Origin of the sequence: Paeniglutamicibacter sp. ZC-3 (assembly GCF_025847175.2) — a bacterium.
GTDB classification, from domain to species: Bacteria; Actinomycetota; Actinomycetes; order Actinomycetales; family Micrococcaceae; genus Paeniglutamicibacter; species Paeniglutamicibacter sulfureus.
In genome coordinates this window covers 89,777-104,952 of sequence record NZ_JAOYTG010000006.1, presented here as the reverse complement: position 1 = coordinate 104,952, position 15,176 = coordinate 89,777, and the positions used below count along the sequence as shown (strand labels likewise).

Below are 15,176 nucleotides of genomic sequence, written 5' to 3'. Positions count from 1 at the left end.
GTGACGCTATCGCTGACCGGCCAGATCAAATAGATCTCGATGGAGTGCGTCCTCCCGTGCTTCTGTGCATGGTGGGACGGCAACCTTTCTGCTTTCGGCGGGTGTTTTGGCAACATCATTCGGGCGGGCCAGCCAGCTCCGGCACGTTTGGTTCTCTCTACAGCGCCGGCCCGGCCAACGCCTCAGACGTTGGCCGGGCCAAAAGCACCGTGGGTGCTGGCCTAGACCCTGGCAGGCTGAGAAGTCAGTTCAGACTGTTCCCGGATCAGATGGCCCGAATTGACCATCAGGCCCATCATGTCAAAAACTACCGTGGCCGCGGCGAGCGAAGTGATGTCGGCATGATCGTAGGCCGGGGCGACCTCGACGACGTCGGCACCGACGATGTTGATGCCGTTCAGGCCGCGCAGCAGGCGCAGCAGCTCGCGGGAGTGCAGGCCGCCCATTTCCGGGGTGCCGGTGCCCGGGGCGAAGGCCGGGTCCAGCACGTCGATGTCCACCGACAGGTACACCGGGGTGTCGCCCAGGCGTTCACGCACCTTCGCAATGGCCGCCGGCACGCCGATCTCGTCGATGTCGGTGGAGCGGATGATCTGGAAGCCGAACTCGTGGTCGCGCAGGAAGTCGTCCTGGTCGTAGACCGGGCCGCGGATGCCCACGTGCATCGACTTGTCCTCGATCAGCAGGCCTTCCTCGAAGGCCCGGCGGAACATCGTGCCGTGGGTGATCGGCTCGTCGAAGTAGGTGTCCCAAGTGTCCAGGTGCGCATCGAAGTGCAGCAGGGCCACCGGTCCGTGGACCTTGTTCACGGCCCTGAGCATCGGCAGGGCAATGGTGTGGTCCCCGCCGACGGCGATCACGCGCTTGTCCTTGGCGAGCAGCGGCAGGGCCTGTTCCTCGATCTGCTCAACGGCCTTGCCGATGTCGTACGGCGTGCAGGCCACGTCGCCGGCATCGACGACCTGGACTGCCTCAACCGGGGTGACGTCGAGCTCGACGTGGTAGCCGGGGCGCAGCAGGCGGGAGGCCTCGCGTACCGCGGCCGGACCGAACCGGGCGCCCGGCCTAAAGGAGGTACCGCCATCGAAGGGTACGCCGAGCACTGCGATGTCGTAGTCGGGGACCGCATCGATCTGTGGAAGGCGGGCGAAGGTTCCAAGCCCGGCGAACCGGGGGACCTTGGTGGCCTCAACGGGGCCGATGGGCTGGTGCTTGCTCATACGAGGGTTCCTTTGACTGTCGTTTCCGTGGTCTTGCCGTGGGGCTTGGTGTGTTTCTTGTTGCCGTCCCCCGAGATGTCGGCAAGGGAACGGTTGGCCGTTTCGGGGGCCAGGATGAAGGTGGCGATGAGCCCCACCAAGGAGATCCCGGCACCAATCAACAGGGCGCCGGAAGCACCGAAGCTGATGATTGCAACCGGCATGAGGTAGGTGCTTGCCGCCGAGCCCACCCGGCTGACCGCGGTGCCGAAGCCGACGGCGGTGGCCCGGATCTCGGTGGGGAAAAGCTCGTTGGGGTATACAACTTCGAGGAAGCTGGAAGCACCCGAGGCCAGGGCAAAAATTGCCAGGGCCGTGAACAGGGTCTTTGGACCGACACCGGGGATGAACGCTGGGGCTGCCAATGCCAGGACAATGATGCCGAAGGTCCATAGGAGCAGCTTGCGCCGTCCGATGCGCTCGACCAGCCACAGGCCCGGGATGCCACCGACGACAAAGAGCAGGGAAATCAGCAGCGACCCGCCGTAGAGGTTGGCATCCCCGTCCAGGCCGAAGGAGGCGAGCAGCTCCGGGGCGAAGGTGTAGACCGCGAAGAGGGGGATGACTTGGGCAGTCCAGAAAATTGAGACAAAGAGGGTGTGGCGCCAGAACTTCTTGTTGAAGATGTCGGTGAACGTGGCTGCGCGCTTGCCGGTGTCCTCGTCCTCGCCGAGCGAATTGACGTCGTAGTCGTTGCCGTAGACCTTCTTGATGACGGTGCGTGCCTCGTCGACTCGGCCGCGGGAGAGCAGCCAGCGCGGGGACTCGGGGGTGCCCAACCGGAACAGCAGCGTGATGATCGCGAAGATGGCCGGGCTGGCGAGCATCCAGCGCCAGGCGTCCGGCCCCACGCCGCGCATGGCGAACCCGACGGCGAATGCGGCCGCCGCGCCGATGGCCCAGACCACGAACGTGGCACCCAGGAGCCGGCCGCGATGCTTGCGTGGGAGGAACTCAGCCAGGAGCGAGGTTGCAATCGGGTAGTCGGCTCCGATGGCAACGCCCAGGAGGAAGCGCCATAGAACCAGCTGCCAGATATCTGTGGAGAAGGCACTGAGGATGGAGAAAACCGCCAGGGCAATGAGGTCCAGGATGTACATGGTGTGGCGACCGACCTTGTCGGTTACCCAGCCAAAGACACCCCCGCCAAAGAAGATGCCGACCAGGCTGGCTGCGCCGACCATGCCGATTTCCTTGGGGCCCAGGTCAAGCGCCGGGGTCATGGTGATCAGGGCGATTCCAATGATTGACAGGGCGTAGCCGTCAATGAAGGGACCGCCGGAGGAAAACACGGTCAGCTTTTTATGGAACCGCGTCAGTGGCGCATCGTCAATGAGGCGAACGGAGGTGCTCATTGCGGGCTCTTTTCTCTCTGTATGCCCGAGAACTACGGGCTGGCTAGTGGTGTGGTTCCATCATTCGTGATCGGAGTCACGACGACAATCGACATGTGTCAACTATCGCTGGCACCGACTAGACATTTGTATGACAGGTCGCGTTTGATGGGAGGATCCCGCCGGAACGGCGGCGGTGCCGCGGACGTCGACAAAAGGGAATGCGCAATGGCCATGAGCGTGAAGGAGTTGCTGGACGAACCGCAATTGGGTCTGCAGTTGGTGGCCGGGGCGCAAGGGTTGGGGCATTCGATCACCTGGTCGCACACCTCGGACCTGCCCAACCTCTGGGAATGGGTGTCACCGGGGGTGCTCTTGATGACCAATGGCCTTTCGATCCCGTCGGATCCCGCGGGGCAGGTCCACCTCGCCCAAGCGCTGGCGAACGCAGGGGCTGTGGCGCTGGCGGTGGGAGAGAAGATGCATTCCCCGGACTTCTCCGACGAGTTCCTCAAGGCCTGCGATTCCTTGCCCCTTCCATTGGTCTCCGTTCCCTACCCTCTGCCTTTTATGGCGATCTCCCGGTCCATTGCCGAGGCGAGCCTGCTCGAGGAATCACGCCGGATCAAGCAAACCGCTCGCATCTACGACTTGTTGCGCAAGGCCACGACGCCCGGCGAAACCTGGTCCCAGTTACTCGAGGGGATCGGGAGGGAAATCGACGCTCGGCTGTATGTGGTTGATGATCGCTGCCTGCATACCTGGCAACCAGGGGATGCCGCCCTGCCCGATGATGTGCTGGAGCGTGTGCGGCGAATCAGCTCCGAATCCACGGCAGAGACCCGCCACTTTCTGTGGAGTTCCGACGGCGGGGACTCCATGATGCTCATGGATATTCCCACCCATCCGCATGCCTTGCTGGTCGTGTTGCCCGCGGGGAATACGCAACCGGACGGGGTCGTCCTGTTGCATTCGGCCACCGTGCTCGGATTGGGACTTTCGCGCTCGGCATTGTCCATGGAAAGCCGCTTCCAGTCGGGAGGGGAATTCTTGTTGCAATCATTCGAAGGACGCATAGGTGTGGCTGAAGCCGCGCGCCGCCTCGAAGAGTTCGGACTAATGGCTGGCGACTTACGCCTGGTTGCCGTGCCGGCCCGATCCGAAACGGGCCTGCCGCAGGTCCACCGCGCTTTGTGGCGCCATGGAGTGAACAGCATTTGTCTGGCGGTTGAGGGAAAACTGCATTTGCTCGTCTCCGAAGATTGCCCCGAGGATCTGCTGCAACACGTCTTGGAGGCCAGGCTGCCTATTGGCCTGAGCACTCCGGTCGGAGTCGATGAAATTCAACGTGGTCTACGCGAATCCTTGTGGGCGTTGGGCCAGGCCGCGGCCCAGGGCATGCGGTTGGTCGGGTATGCGGAGGAGGGAGACTGGTTCGGGATGCGCGGGCACCGTGACGGCGCGGCACTGGTGCAGAGACTGCTCGGACCGGTGATTGAGCACGACCGGGTTAACCAAACCGAATTCATGGACACTCTCCGGAGCTATCTGGAAAACCAGCGATCGGCTCAAAAAGTTGCCACGTTGCTTTTTGTCCATCGGCAAACCATCATCTATCGCATCCGCAGGATTCGCGAACTCACCGGGCTGGATCTGGCTGAATCCTCCGCGGTAGCCCAATTGTGGCTGGCCTTTCAGGCATATGAGGCGATGGACCCTGCTCAGCGACCGTGACGGGACAGGCCCGACTTGCCGTTGGACTCCTGGATTAGACCTGCCGCCAGGCGGGGCGGGCGAGGCGAGCCTCTCGAAACGAACGGTGCACATTGCGCTGGCCCTAAGAATCTTGTGCACCGCCGCCGCCTGGTCCCGCGCCACGAAGTGCCCTCCGCCGCGCGGTCCTTTGGCGAGCGGGTTGGTGAAGCGCTGAACCCAGCACGGACTCCTGCTGCGACTCAGGCATCCCATGAGCAGGCGGTGATGCACCTGTAACCTGCGGTGCCTTTGGCAAAGCCGACACCGTGACGTCTGGTGATCTACGGAACAAGATCAATGATTGTAGCTTCAAGTAAATCGTGTCATACTTGAAGCAAGAACATCCCACGATCACGCATCAGGAGCTGCCAAGATGAGCACCATCACCCAAGATCAATTGTCCGCCGATCTGGCCATGGGCACCGTCATGCTCAAGGTCGGGGACATGAAGAAGATGAGCGCGTACTACCAGAAGGCCCTGGGCCTCGAAGTTCTATCGGAGGGACCGACAGGGACAGGCCTGGGCCGGCGTGGTCTCGAGCTCGTTCACTTAGCAGACGGCACGGGCTTGAACCTTCCTGGCCGTGGTGAAGCGGGCCTCTTCCACACGGCGCTGCTCTTTGACACGCAGTCGGACCTTGCTGCCACCGTGCTCTCTGCTGCCCAGTTCGACGGATCACTGTTCACCGGCAGCTCCGACCACCTGGTCTCCGAGGCCTTCTACTTCAACGATCCCGAGGGCAACGGCATCGAGCTCTACTGGGACCGCCCGCGTGACACCTGGACCTGGAACGGCGACACCGTCGCCATGGACACCATCTACCTGGATCCCAATGACTACCTCAACAAATACCTTAACGAGGCGGCCGTGAGCGGATTGACCGCCGCGAATGCCGGCATCGGCCATGTGCACCTGCAGGTGGGCGACGTGGCCACGGCGGAAAAGTTCTATGTGGACACCCTGGGCTTTGCCAAGACCACGAGCTTCCACGGACAGGCACTCTTCGTCTCCGCCGGCGGCTACCACCACCACATGGCCATGAACGTGTGGAACTCCCGCGGCGTCGGTCCCCGCAAGGACACCTTGGGCCTGGGTGAAGTCGTCATCACCGTCCCGAACCAGGACGAGGTCGGCGCTCTTGCCGAACGCCTCAAGGTTGCCGGGATCTCCAGCCACCACACCGGTGCCGAGCTGCGCTTCGAAGACCCGTGGCGGAACCAGCTGCGCGTCGCGGTCGGCTAATGTCATTCGCCAACCATGACGGCGGGCCGGGGACTTCACGATTTCGCGTGGATCCCCGGCCCGCTTTCTGCCTTGGCGTTCTTCCGTGACTGCCGGTCATGGTTTTGCCAGTAAATGCCGATGAAACCACCGGGTTCGATGACTACGGTTGAACGATGCATTTACGCTTGAGCGAACTACGCCCTCACTTGGTTGCGAACCGGATCTTTTTCATGGGTCCCGGCGCCAAGTCGATAGAAGCCACCGGAGCCAGCTACGGGGATGACACCCAGATCAAGTTCGGCGACGACCTGCGCCTTGAGCCCTACGCCACCTATTGGGCAGGTAGCGGCCGGCACTTGGTGAGCCTGGGATCCTTTTCATACACCCATTCCCGCCTTCCGCTTTCGGCCAAGGTGGGGCGCTACACCTCCATTGCCAAGGGCGTGAAGGTCATGGGCGCACGGCATCCGCACGAATGGGCCTCCACCAGCCCGGTCTTTTACAACCGCCGGCTCATGATGGAGACCTTCGAGCGGGACAGGGGAGAGCGGCCCACCTACCGGAAGTTCGACTACACCCCGAATCCGGTCACCATCGGCAACGACGTATGGATCGGCGAGGACGTCACCCTGGGCCACGGCGTGACGATTGGCGACGGGGCGGTGGTGGCATCCAACTCGATCGTCACCCGCGACGTGCCTCCATATACCGTGGTCGGCGGCGTACCCGCCAAGACCATCAGGCCGCGCTTCGATGAGGAAACCACCAACGATCTGCTGCGCAGCAGTTGGTGGAACTACTCGCCCACCGCATTGAACCAATTGGACATCCGGAATCCGGCGGAATTCGCCCGCGGTGCCATCGGCCTCATCGAGGCGGGGGCCATCGAACCCTACCGGCCGGAAGTCGTCACGGGTCACGAACTGGCTGCGGCGCTCGATCCGTCCAACTCCAGCGCCGCGTCCTAAGCCCATCACGGCATTTTCGCCGGTTCCCAGTGCGGGCCCCGTGGTGCTGCCGAATCCGGGGCATGCGGATGGGGCGGTCAAGAGTCGCCCGTAGGGATATTGTCCTATTCATCGCAGGGGGCAGTTTTCCCGCTGCCCACCCTCGAACCAGGCAACAAGTGGAGAGTTTTATCTGGTCCCGGCCGTATTCCCGAAACGTTGTGCATTGCCCCTAGCCAGTGTCGAGGGCACAGCGGTAACGTCGATCATGAGCGTTGCCCGGCGGCCGGTGCGCAAGATTGTTGTCGGGAATCGCGAGGGCGCGAGTCGCCGCGTCCGATCTTTCGAGAAAGGACTTGCCGTGAAGGCTGCTCGTTTTTACGCCCAAAAGGACATCCGCATTGAAGAGATTCCCGAGCCCGCGCTGCGCCCCGGGGCGGTGACCATCGATGTCGCGTGGTGCGGCATCTGCGGCACCGACCTGCACGAGTACCTGGAGGGCCCGATCTTCACCCCGGGGCCCGGGCACCCGCACCCGCTGTCCCACGAAGAGGCCCCGGTGACCCTCGGCCACGAATTCTCCGGAACCATCACGGCGGTTGGCGAGGGCGTCATGGATCTGTCAGTCGGACAGGACGTCGTGGTCGAGCCCTACTTTGTCTGCGGACAGTGTGCCTCCTGCCAGGACGGGAACTACCACCTTTGCGTCAAGATGGGCTTCATCGGGCTTGCCGGCGGAGGCGGGGGACTCGGGGAGAAGATCGTCGTCGACGCGCGCTGGGTCCATCCCATCGGGAACATCCCGCTGGACGAGGCCGCGCTGATCGAACCCTTGTCGGTGGGGCATCATGCGGTAGTGCGCAGCGGCGTGATGCCGGGGCAGGTAGCCCTCGTGGGTGGCGCCGGACCCATCGGCCTGCTGACTGCCGCGGTGCTCAAGGGAATGGGAGTCACCACGATCGTCAGCGAGCTTTCGGCTGCCCGCAAGGACAAGGCGCGCGAAAGCGGGGTCGCCGACCACGTGCTCGATCCCAGCGCCGAGGACGTCAAGTCGCGGGTCTTGAAAATCACCAACGGAATCGGTGTCGACGTGGCCTTCGAATGCGCCGGGGTCAACGCGGTGCTCGACACCCTGCTGGATGCGCTGAAGCCCACCGGCGTATTGGTCAATGTCTCCATCTGGGGTCGCCCGGCCACCGTGGACAGGCAAAAAATCGTACTCAAGGAAATCGATGTGCGCGGCACTATCGCCTACGTGCGCGACCACGCCGAGGTCATCGAGCTGGTCGGCAGCGGAAAGATTGACCTCAAGCCGTTCATCACCGGGCGCATCGCCCTGGAGGACCTGATCGACAAGGGCTTCGACACTTTGATCAATCACAATGAGACGGCGGTGAAGATCATCGTCTCGCCTAGTGGCAGGGGACTTTAGTACGGACAAACGGGCACGACCTAGGCCGCAGGATAGGGCCCGTCCCTCAGCGCTGCTGCCAGATGCACGGTGTTCCGGACCGAGATCCGAGTGGCGTTGGCGGTCACCTCGGGCGTCTGTTCCAGATCCTGGTAATCGGTGGTGTGCATGGCTTCGCCCACCCAATATGTTGATCCTTGGGCCGGGATGGTGTAGCCAACTTCGGCCAGACCTTGGGACAGGTCGGCAATGACATGGTGTGCCCCATCCTCGTTGCCGACCACTCCAACCATGGCCACCTTGTCGAACAGGATGGGACGACCTTGGTCGTCGGTTTCGGATAGCTCGGCATCAAGACGTTCCAAAACCCGTTGGGCCAGGCTCGAGGGATGCCCCACCCAGATCGGGGTGGCGAGCACCAGGATCTGCGCTTCCAGGAGCTTTTTTCTGAGATCAGGCCAGTCATCGCCAGCGCCCATGTCCTTCAGGACGCCGGGCATCACGTTGTGGTCGACAATGCGTACCAGTTCGCTCTCCACCTTGTGCTTGGCGAACTCGGCAGCAATCTGTCGCGCCAACATGTCGCTGCTGGATGCCTTGGGGGATGGGGAAAGCGTGCAAATGAGGATCAGGGCGTTCAAGGATTCATTGGTCATGTCTCCACTCTGCCGGGTCGGCGCGGAGGCGACCAGTGATTGCGCATCCTGCAGAATTGATTCCTCGAGGTATCGGGGCACGTGGCCGGATTGAAGGAACGACGAATCCGAAGCTGCCGTAACCATGCCATGGACCTGAGCCAAGAATTGTTCGAATATTCACTCGCGCCATTCACAAATGTCTGGATCGCGGCGTAGGTTGGTTCGTGGATAAACTCCATGACGCCCGCGAAGGATTTCTCATGAGCACATTTTCCGATCGAACCCGCTCCGCTCTCATCGTGATCGATGTGCAGCGGGACGTCGTGGCGAACGCCTACCGGCGAGACGAAACTATTGGCAACATTAGTGGCCTCGTGAAGCGTGCCCGTGCGGCCGGGGCGCCGGTGGTGTGGGTGCAGCATTCGGACGAGGAAATGGAGAAGGGCAGCGACGCCTGGCAGATCGTTCCTGAACTCTCGCCGGCCGCCGACGAGCCGGTGATCCACAAGATCTATGGGGACTCCTTTGAGGCCACCGATCTCGAGGACGTGCTTTCCGCCGCCGGCGTCGGCCGGCTGGTGGTCTCCGGCGCCGAGTCCGATGCCTGCATCCGCTCGACCGTCCATGGCGCCTTCACCCGCGGCTACGACGTGACGCTGGTGTCCGACGCGCACACCACCAGTGACATGACCCAGTGGGGCGCCCCGCCCCCGGAGGTCGCCATCTCCCATATCAACCTCTACTGGCAATTCCAGGGGGCGCCGGAGCGCACCGCGGCGGTCACCGCCGCGCAGGACGTCGACTTCCGGTCCTGACGGTCCCCAACAATCCGACCCGAACAGGTCGGACCGCCGGTGAATAACTGGCGCAGGTGCCCTGCGGGTTGTTCCTATCGGGGGAGACGTGCCGCCCACACCGTGCGGCTGCCGCGCATCGACAGGTCCGTGCGTGTGAGCACCGAGCGCGAGTCCTTGGCATCCAGCAGCCCTTCCAGGGCTTGGAGGTCTGCCGCCGGCAGCGTGTCCGCCAGGGAATCGCGCATTCGGGACAACCACCGGTGGGCGGCGCGCGCCACCAGCTCCTGGTCCTGGTCGATCGCGTAAACAAAGGTTCGCTGGTCGATGACCTCCATCCCCGCGTCCTTGATCGGGCCGGCCCAGTCCGGGTGGGCGTTCCAGTTGGCGCTGCCTGCTGCGGCGTGGCAGCGTTCCTCCAAGCCCGGGTCGCCGAAGCCCAGATCCCGGGGCAGGTAGCGGGGGAACGAATCCATTTCCACGACCACCAGCAGCCCGTCGGAGGACAGCGTGCCGGCGATCTGCTCGTATACGTTGGCAGGATCGCTCATGTGGTGCATGGAGGATGCTGCCCACACCAGGTCAATGTCCCTCAAATCCGGCCACGACGTGTCCAGGTCCACCTGCAGTGTCGTGAGCCGCTCCTCGAACCCATGGTCCCTCGCCTTCTTCGACAGGCGCCCGAGCATGAACTCCGACTGGTCCAGGGCCACGACCGCGGCCTCGGGGAAAGTCCGGGCCAGTCCGAGCGTTCCGGTGCCCGTGCCGGCGCCCAGGTCCAGGATGGTGCGCGGGTCTGGCTGGTGCCCGGAGGTCCAGGCGAAGATCTCCTGGAGGTGTTCCTTCATCAACTGGGCATCCAGGTCGAGCATTTCCGCCATGCCCTGCTCGTTCGAGTGCTGGTGCCCGTGGTGATTGGCGTTGTTCCCGCCGTGATGGTGGTGGCCGTGTTCCGGGGAATGCTGTGTCGTCATGGTTCAAGCCTAACCAGTGGATGCGTAATTGGCATACACTCTTGCGTATGACGCAAGAAGATTTTTCCATGGACACTGTGATCCGCCAGCGCCTCAAGGGCCTACGGCTGGCCAAGGGCTGGTCGCTGGATTCACTGGCGGCCCGCTGCTTCCTGAGCCCCTCCACGCTTAGCCGGATTGAGACCGGCCACCGGAGGATCGCCCTGGACCAACTCGTTCCCCTGGCCAAGGCGCTGGGCACCACCCTCGACCAGCTGGTGGAGCCGACCAGCGACGAGGACGTGGTGATCCGACCCGAACCCGAGCACCAGCCCGGACTCACCACCTGGCTGCTCTCGCGCGAGCACTCCGTCAATGGAACCACTGTGGCGAAGATGCGCATCACCCACGAGCGGACCACGAATGACATCGGCCTGAGCGTGCATCCGGGCCGCGAGTGGTTCACCGTGCTTTCCGGGACGGCGTCCCTGGTGCTGGGGGAGCGCACCATCCTGGTTTCCGAGGGGCAGGCCGCCGAATTTTCCACCATGGTCCCACACCACATCGGGGCGCACGAGGGTCCGGTGGAGATCCTGACGATCTTCGACCACGGCGGGGAACGGGCCCACATGCACCACGACCACGCGGCGGATTAACGCATCCCGCAGGACGCGACTGGAGATTACGGTCAAGGCCGTGCCCGGGGGACCCGCCTCTACTTGGCTGCCCGACGCGCTGGCCCCCGGCACAGTGACCGTCGCCCACGGTCCGCTGGGCGGCTTCGCCCCGCTGGTGTCCATTACCCGGGCGCTGCTGGATGCCGGCGCCCGGGTAATGCCGGCGCACCATCGACTGCGCGGCGGACGAGTTCATCCTCGACGCCGTGCTGGCCGCGGGGGCTCCCGTGCCTTCCTCGTGCACGCCGGGGATGCGCGGCGCCTGCAAGTTCTCCCTGCTCGGGGGCACGGGGGAGATGAACCACGCCGGAGGGATTAGGCCCGGGGAGATCGCCGCGGGCAAGATCCTGATCTGCTGCTCCACGCCGACCGGCGACCTGGTGATCGACGCCTAGCCGGCTCCGCAGGTTCCCGTGTTATTTGGCTTCGTCGCCGGTGATGCCGAAGAGCTCGGGGCTATCGGCCATGGTGCGACCGAGCTTCCACTGGTTCCTGAAGAGTCCCACGGGATTCCCATTCGACCGGTAGACGACCTCGACGGCGGCGGCCTTGGCGGTCTGTACCGGATCCGGGCCGTAGAGGTCCCTGGCCATTTCATAGGGCAGTGCCTCTTCGATGACGGCCGGAGCGTTGAACTCGCGCTTCAACCGATCCAGGGCCACATCGAACTGCAGGACTCCGACTGCCGCGAAGATCGGCGACTGGCTCGTCCCGGAGCTGCGGTAGAGAACCTGGATGGTGCCTTCTTCTTCGAGGTGGGAGATTCCACGGGCGAACGCCTTGGCTCGACCGGTATCCAGGCTGCGCACCATGCGGAAGTGTTCGGCGTTGAAGTGCGGCAGTCGCGGAAAGGATACAGCCTCGCCGGCATGCACCGTATCGCCGATCCGCAAACCGCTGACATTGCTGAAGCCCACCACGTCACCGGGCCACGATTCATCCGCTGAATCGCGGTCCCTGCCGCTCATGTGGTGGGTGTACTTGGAGGAAACGGGCTTTGCCGTTGAATCGTTCCGTAGTGCCATGCCCCGCCGGAAGGTCCCGGAGCACACCCGGACAAAGGCAAGCTTGTCGTGGTGGTTCGGGTTCATGCCCGACTGCATCTTGAAGACGAACCCGGAGAAATCCGAATCCAATGCGCGTAAGGTGCCGGCCTCATCCGCGCGCGGACCAGGCGCGGGCGCCCGGTTCACCAGGAAATCCAAGAGCGGGGCGACCCCGAAGTTGGACGCCGCAGCAGCGAAAAGCACCGGAGTGGCCCGACCGGCCAAGAAATCTTCCCCGTCAAAGCCGCCATTGAGGGCCACGGCCATGTCGCAGTCTTCGCGGGCGGCTTCCCACGAGTCCCCGGCGTCCAGGGCGGCCTCTTCGGGGCTCAGTTCGTCGGCCTGTGCGAGGCTGGCGCCGGCATTGGTGCGAGATAGGCGCGTGTAGGTTCCGCTTTCCGGGTTGTACAGGCCACGGAAGTCGCCTGCGATGCCCACGGGCCAGTTCAAGGGCACCGGCATCCTGCCGGTGGCATCCTGGACCTCATCTAGCAGCTGCAACGTTTCCTGTCCGGGACGGTCCCATTTGTTGAACACGGTGACCACCGGCAGCCCAAGTTCCTTGCAGACGGCAAAGAGCTTCAGGGTCTGGGTTTCCATTCCCCGTGAGGAATCGACAAGCATGATGGCGCAGTCCACGGCCGTCAGCACCCGGTAGGTGTCCTCGGAGAAGTCCGCGTGCCCCGGGGTGTCGAGCAGATTGAAAATGACATCGCCGTGTTCGAACCGCAATGCAGTGGAGCTGATGGAGATCCCGCGTTCGCGTTCCATGGTGCCCCAGTCGGACATGCTCGCCTGGCGCCCCTGCTTACCGTGCGTCACACCTGCCTTCGTGATGACCCGCGCATGCAGGGCCAAGGCCTCGGTCAATGTCGACTTGCCGGCGTCGGGGTGCGCAATGATGGCAAACGTCCGGCGCCTGCGGGCCTCGTGAAACACGTCATTGCCGTCGGTGTTGGGAGGGGAGTCGAAATCAGTGAAAGTGCTGTGAACCATCCCTAGAATCTACCTCGCGTGAGGGTCGCGCCAAGCCAAGGGGCTTCGACGTTGATTCCTCGGGCCCAAACCTGTGCCGTGAACGGGCCTCCCGGCACCCTTCCGACCAGAGGCTGAACGGTGCAAGAGGGAGCCAAGCTACTGCTTCAACTCGTAGCGGAAGGTGACCCCGGTGTCTTCCATGATGCACCTGCCGCAGAGACCGGGATACGGCATTTCGCACGCGCCGTGGCCCATGATCTCGACGCCGCCGGCGCCTGGCCGGGTGCCCGAGAGCTTCTGCACAAACGACGCGGCCTGCGCGCAGCTCATGCCGGAGTCCGCCAGATCGAAGGAGCAGAGCGCGCCTGCGCGGGGGCCGCCTGCCCCCGCATCGGCCTGCGGCGTGCCCGAGGCCGCCTGCGTGGTCCGTTCCAGGGAGATCATCATCGCCTTGAACTGTCGGTACTCAGTGGTCTTGGCCGACTGCCACAGTCCTGCCGTGCCTTCCTGTTGCAAGGCGAGTCCGCTCCGGTTAATATTGGGCACCCCCAAAGCAAAGGAGAGCCCCGTGGGCAAGGTGGTCATGTACGGATCGGTGTCGGTGGACGGCTTCGTCGCGGACGAGAACGACCAGCCCGGACCGCTGTTCGACTGGTTGTCCGCCGGCGATGTTCCGCTGGATGAGAGCGGGGCGTTGAAGGTGTCGCAGGCGTCCTACGACTACACCCGGCCGTACTGGGACCAAATTGGGGCGACAATTGTGGGCCGCCACGTCTTCGACATGACCGAGGGCTGGGACGGGAAGCCCCCAAGCGGGGTAGACCACGTGGTCGTCGTGACGCACCGCCCCAAGCCGGAGGGCTGGGACCCCGCGGCTCCATTTCACTTCGTCGACGGCGTCGAGGCAGCCGTGGCCAAGGCTCAGGAGCTCGCGGGTGAGCGCATCGTCGAGGTTTCCGTTGGCGACGTCGGTGGCCCGGTGCTTGCCGCGGGCCTGGTCGACGAGGTGCGCATGGACGTCGTACCCGTCGTGTTCGGGTCAGGCAAGCGCTACTTCGGGTCAGTCCGTGCACAGCACCTGTTGGGGGATCCCGACGTCGTGATTCAGGGCAACCGGGTGCTTCACCTGCACTACTTAGTGCGCCGTTGACCGATCCGGGCAGGGGCCCCGTGGCGCCTCCACAGGAAAAATCCGAGCACGACGATGCCAACTGAGAGGAGTAGTCCCGTTGCCGGCACCTGGGCGAAGAGCGGGACGAAAGAGACCAGTGCCCCCGCAAGGAGAAGCCCCGCGGCGAGTCGAGGATAGACGCCGGCACGGAGTGTCGCGATGGCGAAGAGAACCCAGCCGACGGCGGCGATCAGGAAGGAAAGCGCGAATCCCGTGAATCCCAGCTCTCCGGTCGCCACATCCGGGGCTTGGGCCGCCAGGTCGGGGACCACGAAGAACTCGAACCAGATTGCCCCCACCGTCAGCGCGGTCCCGGCGAAGGCGAGCAGGAATCCGGCAAAGCCCAGAATCCCCGCGGTCCGGGACTGGCTGGCGTACAGCCCGGTCAACCCGAGCAGCAGCAACACGGTGCCGAGCAGGTAGAAGCCAAACACGATTCTTTGCGAGACGTCGCTGGCTGCGTCGGCGGCCTCCAGATCGACCACCAGGCTCATCACATCCCCGATGATGGAAAGAACCCCCGCAGCGATCGCGGCCAAACCGGCCAACCGGAGCAGCTTGTCAGGTGACATCGAACGGTTACCTCTCGACGACATTGTCGGAACCGTACGCTGGGAGCCATCGACTGCCACCGTCCGTTGCGCAGACCATACAGTTCCGGCCCGCTGGCTGACAAGCTTTCGCGATGACCCATGAGAAGCCTCCGCGGGGCTGGATACGTTGCCTCATAGGAGGACCTCCGCGAGTCGGCATGGAATCTGATTGCGTCACGGAGCGCGGTTGCCCCTGTTCCAGGCGGCACCCGGGCAGCTACCGAACGATTTCGTGTTCCGGTTCAACGCCGCGCCTCCGGCCACCGCGGGCCGGTGTTCTCGGGTCGTGCAACTGGCCGTCGGCCACGACCCGGTCCTGCGACATCATCCGGAACGGGCCTTGTCGCACCATGGCCCATGTCCCGGGGCGCTGTACCCGTCCGGGCGAGCATGCC

15 protein-coding genes are annotated in these 15,176 nt (G+C 63.9%); 8 read left to right on the top strand and 7 right to left on the bottom strand.

Features of this window, described 5'->3' with window-relative positions; all coding sequences use genetic code 11:
• Positions 1 to 221: 221 nt before the first annotated feature.
• Positions 222 to 1,220 carry an agmatinase gene (gene speB, locus OIU93_RS08945; RefSeq protein ID WP_264269737.1) on the bottom strand — a complete coding sequence of 333 codons (999 nt, stop codon included), beginning with the start codon at positions 1,218 to 1,220 and terminating at the stop codon, positions 222 to 224.
• A complete protein-coding gene (locus OIU93_RS08940) occupies positions 1,217 to 2,614 on the bottom strand; it encodes an MFS transporter (RefSeq protein ID WP_264269736.1) in 1,398 nt (465 codons plus the stop codon). Before OIU93_RS08940 ends, speB begins: the two co-directional genes overlap by 4 nt.
• Positions 2,615 to 2,821: 207 nt before the next feature.
• On the opposite strand from OIU93_RS08940, the gene OIU93_RS08935 reads away from it, so the two are divergent.
• The 4 genes from OIU93_RS08935 (at position 2,822) to OIU93_RS08920 (ending at position 7,952) form a co-directional block, all read left to right on the top strand.
• The gene (locus OIU93_RS08935; RefSeq protein ID WP_264269735.1) at positions 2,822 to 4,327 is read left to right on the top strand and encodes a PucR family transcriptional regulator; all 1,506 of its coding nucleotides are present in this window, start codon (positions 2,822 to 2,824) and stop codon (positions 4,325 to 4,327) included.
• Positions 4,328 to 4,721: 394 nt separating this feature from the next.
• On the top strand, positions 4,722 to 5,591 hold the full coding sequence (locus OIU93_RS08930; protein ID WP_264269734.1) for a VOC family protein: 870 nt from the start codon (positions 4,722 to 4,724) through the stop codon (positions 5,589 to 5,591).
• Positions 5,592 to 5,758: 167 nt separating this feature from the next.
• On the top strand, positions 5,759 to 6,541 hold the full coding sequence (locus OIU93_RS08925) for a CatB-related O-acetyltransferase (RefSeq protein ID WP_264269733.1): 783 nt from the start codon (positions 5,759 to 5,761) through the stop codon (positions 6,539 to 6,541).
• Between the two features lie 340 nt (positions 6,542 to 6,881).
• Positions 6,882 to 7,952, top strand: coding sequence for a 2,3-butanediol dehydrogenase (locus OIU93_RS08920; RefSeq protein ID WP_264269732.1), 1,071 nt, complete (start codon positions 6,882 to 6,884; stop codon positions 7,950 to 7,952).
• Positions 7,953 to 7,972: 20 nt separating this feature from the next.
• On the opposite strand, the gene OIU93_RS08915 is transcribed toward OIU93_RS08920, so the two are convergent.
• Entirely contained in the window at positions 7,973 to 8,587 is a 615-nt protein-coding gene (locus OIU93_RS08915) for a flavodoxin family protein (RefSeq protein WP_264269731.1), read from the bottom strand.
• A gap of 242 nt (positions 8,588 to 8,829) precedes the next feature.
• Here OIU93_RS08915 and OIU93_RS08910 point away from each other — a divergent pair, with 242 nt between their 5' ends.
• On the top strand, positions 8,830 to 9,384 hold the full coding sequence (locus OIU93_RS08910) for an isochorismatase family protein (protein ID WP_264269730.1): 555 nt from the start codon (positions 8,830 to 8,832) through the stop codon (positions 9,382 to 9,384).
• Positions 9,385 to 9,458: 74 nt separating this feature from the next.
• On the opposite strand, the gene OIU93_RS08905 is transcribed toward OIU93_RS08910, so the two are convergent.
• On the bottom strand, positions 9,459 to 10,337 hold the full coding sequence (locus OIU93_RS08905) for a class I SAM-dependent methyltransferase (RefSeq protein ID WP_264269729.1): 879 nt from the start codon (positions 10,335 to 10,337) through the stop codon (positions 9,459 to 9,461).
• A gap of 68 nt (positions 10,338 to 10,405) precedes the next feature.
• Between OIU93_RS08905 and OIU93_RS08900 the strand changes: the two genes are divergently transcribed.
• Positions 10,406 to 10,972 (top strand): helix-turn-helix transcriptional regulator, encoded by a 567-nt coding sequence (locus OIU93_RS08900; RefSeq protein WP_264269728.1) that lies wholly within the window; start codon positions 10,406 to 10,408, stop codon positions 10,970 to 10,972.
• Between the two features lie 191 nt (positions 10,973 to 11,163).
• Positions 11,164 to 11,388: a 2Fe-2S iron-sulfur cluster-binding protein gene (locus OIU93_RS08895; protein WP_264269810.1), complete on the top strand. Its 225-nt coding sequence runs from the start codon at positions 11,164 to 11,166 to the stop codon at positions 11,386 to 11,388.
• Between the two features lie 21 nt (positions 11,389 to 11,409).
• Here the strand turns inward: OIU93_RS08895 and OIU93_RS08890 are convergent, their stop codons facing one another.
• On the bottom strand, positions 11,410 to 13,035 hold the full coding sequence (locus OIU93_RS08890) for a peptide chain release factor 3 (protein WP_264269727.1): 1,626 nt from the start codon (positions 13,033 to 13,035) through the stop codon (positions 11,410 to 11,412).
• 138 nt (positions 13,036 to 13,173) lie between these two features.
• Entirely contained in the window at positions 13,174 to 13,602 is a 429-nt protein-coding gene (locus OIU93_RS08885) for a hypothetical protein (RefSeq protein ID WP_264269726.1), read from the bottom strand.
• Between OIU93_RS08885 and OIU93_RS08880 the strand changes: the two genes are divergently transcribed.
• Complete coding sequence (locus OIU93_RS08880; protein ID WP_264269725.1) at positions 13,586 to 14,167, top strand: dihydrofolate reductase family protein; 582 nt, start codon at positions 13,586 to 13,588, stop codon at positions 14,165 to 14,167. The genes OIU93_RS08885 and OIU93_RS08880 overlap by 17 nt on opposite strands.
• On the opposite strand, the gene OIU93_RS08875 is transcribed toward OIU93_RS08880, so the two are convergent.
• Positions 14,149 to 14,760: a hypothetical protein gene (locus tag OIU93_RS08875; protein WP_264269724.1), complete on the bottom strand. Its 612-nt coding sequence runs from the start codon at positions 14,758 to 14,760 to the stop codon at positions 14,149 to 14,151. The two genes, OIU93_RS08880 and OIU93_RS08875, sit on opposite strands and share 19 nt — an antisense overlap.
• Between the last annotated feature and the right edge of the window lie 416 nt (positions 14,761 to 15,176).

Bases quoted from the DNA above. Each gene is read 5' to 3' on its own strand.
- speB (WP_264269737.1), bottom strand. From the start codon at position 1,220: ATGAGCAAGCACCAGCCCATCGGCCCCGTTGAGGCCACCAAGGTCCCC.
- OIU93_RS08940 (WP_264269736.1), bottom strand. From the start codon at position 2,614: ATGAGCACCTCCGTTCGCCTCATTGACGATGCGCCACTGACGCGGTTC.
- OIU93_RS08935 (WP_264269735.1), top strand. From the start codon at position 2,822: ATGGCCATGAGCGTGAAGGAGTTGCTGGACGAACCGCAATTGGGTCTG.
- OIU93_RS08930 (WP_264269734.1), top strand. From the start codon at position 4,722: ATGAGCACCATCACCCAAGATCAATTGTCCGCCGATCTGGCCATGGGC.
- OIU93_RS08915 (WP_264269731.1), bottom strand. From the start codon at position 8,587: ATGACCAATGAATCCTTGAACGCCCTGATCCTCATTTGCACGCTTTCC.
- OIU93_RS08910 (WP_264269730.1), top strand. From the start codon at position 8,830: ATGAGCACATTTTCCGATCGAACCCGCTCCGCTCTCATCGTGATCGAT.
- OIU93_RS08905 (WP_264269729.1), bottom strand. From the start codon at position 10,337: ATGACGACACAGCATTCCCCGGAACACGGCCACCACCATCACGGCGGG.
- OIU93_RS08900 (WP_264269728.1), top strand. From the start codon at position 10,406: ATGGACACTGTGATCCGCCAGCGCCTCAAGGGCCTACGGCTGGCCAAG.
- OIU93_RS08890 (WP_264269727.1), bottom strand. From the start codon at position 13,035: ATGGTTCACAGCACTTTCACTGATTTCGACTCCCCTCCCAACACCGAC.
- OIU93_RS08885 (WP_264269726.1), bottom strand. From the start codon at position 13,602: ATGACCACCTTGCCCACGGGGCTCTCCTTTGCTTTGGGGGTGCCCAAT.
- OIU93_RS08875 (WP_264269724.1), bottom strand. From the start codon at position 14,760: ATGTCACCTGACAAGCTGCTCCGGTTGGCCGGTTTGGCCGCGATCGCT.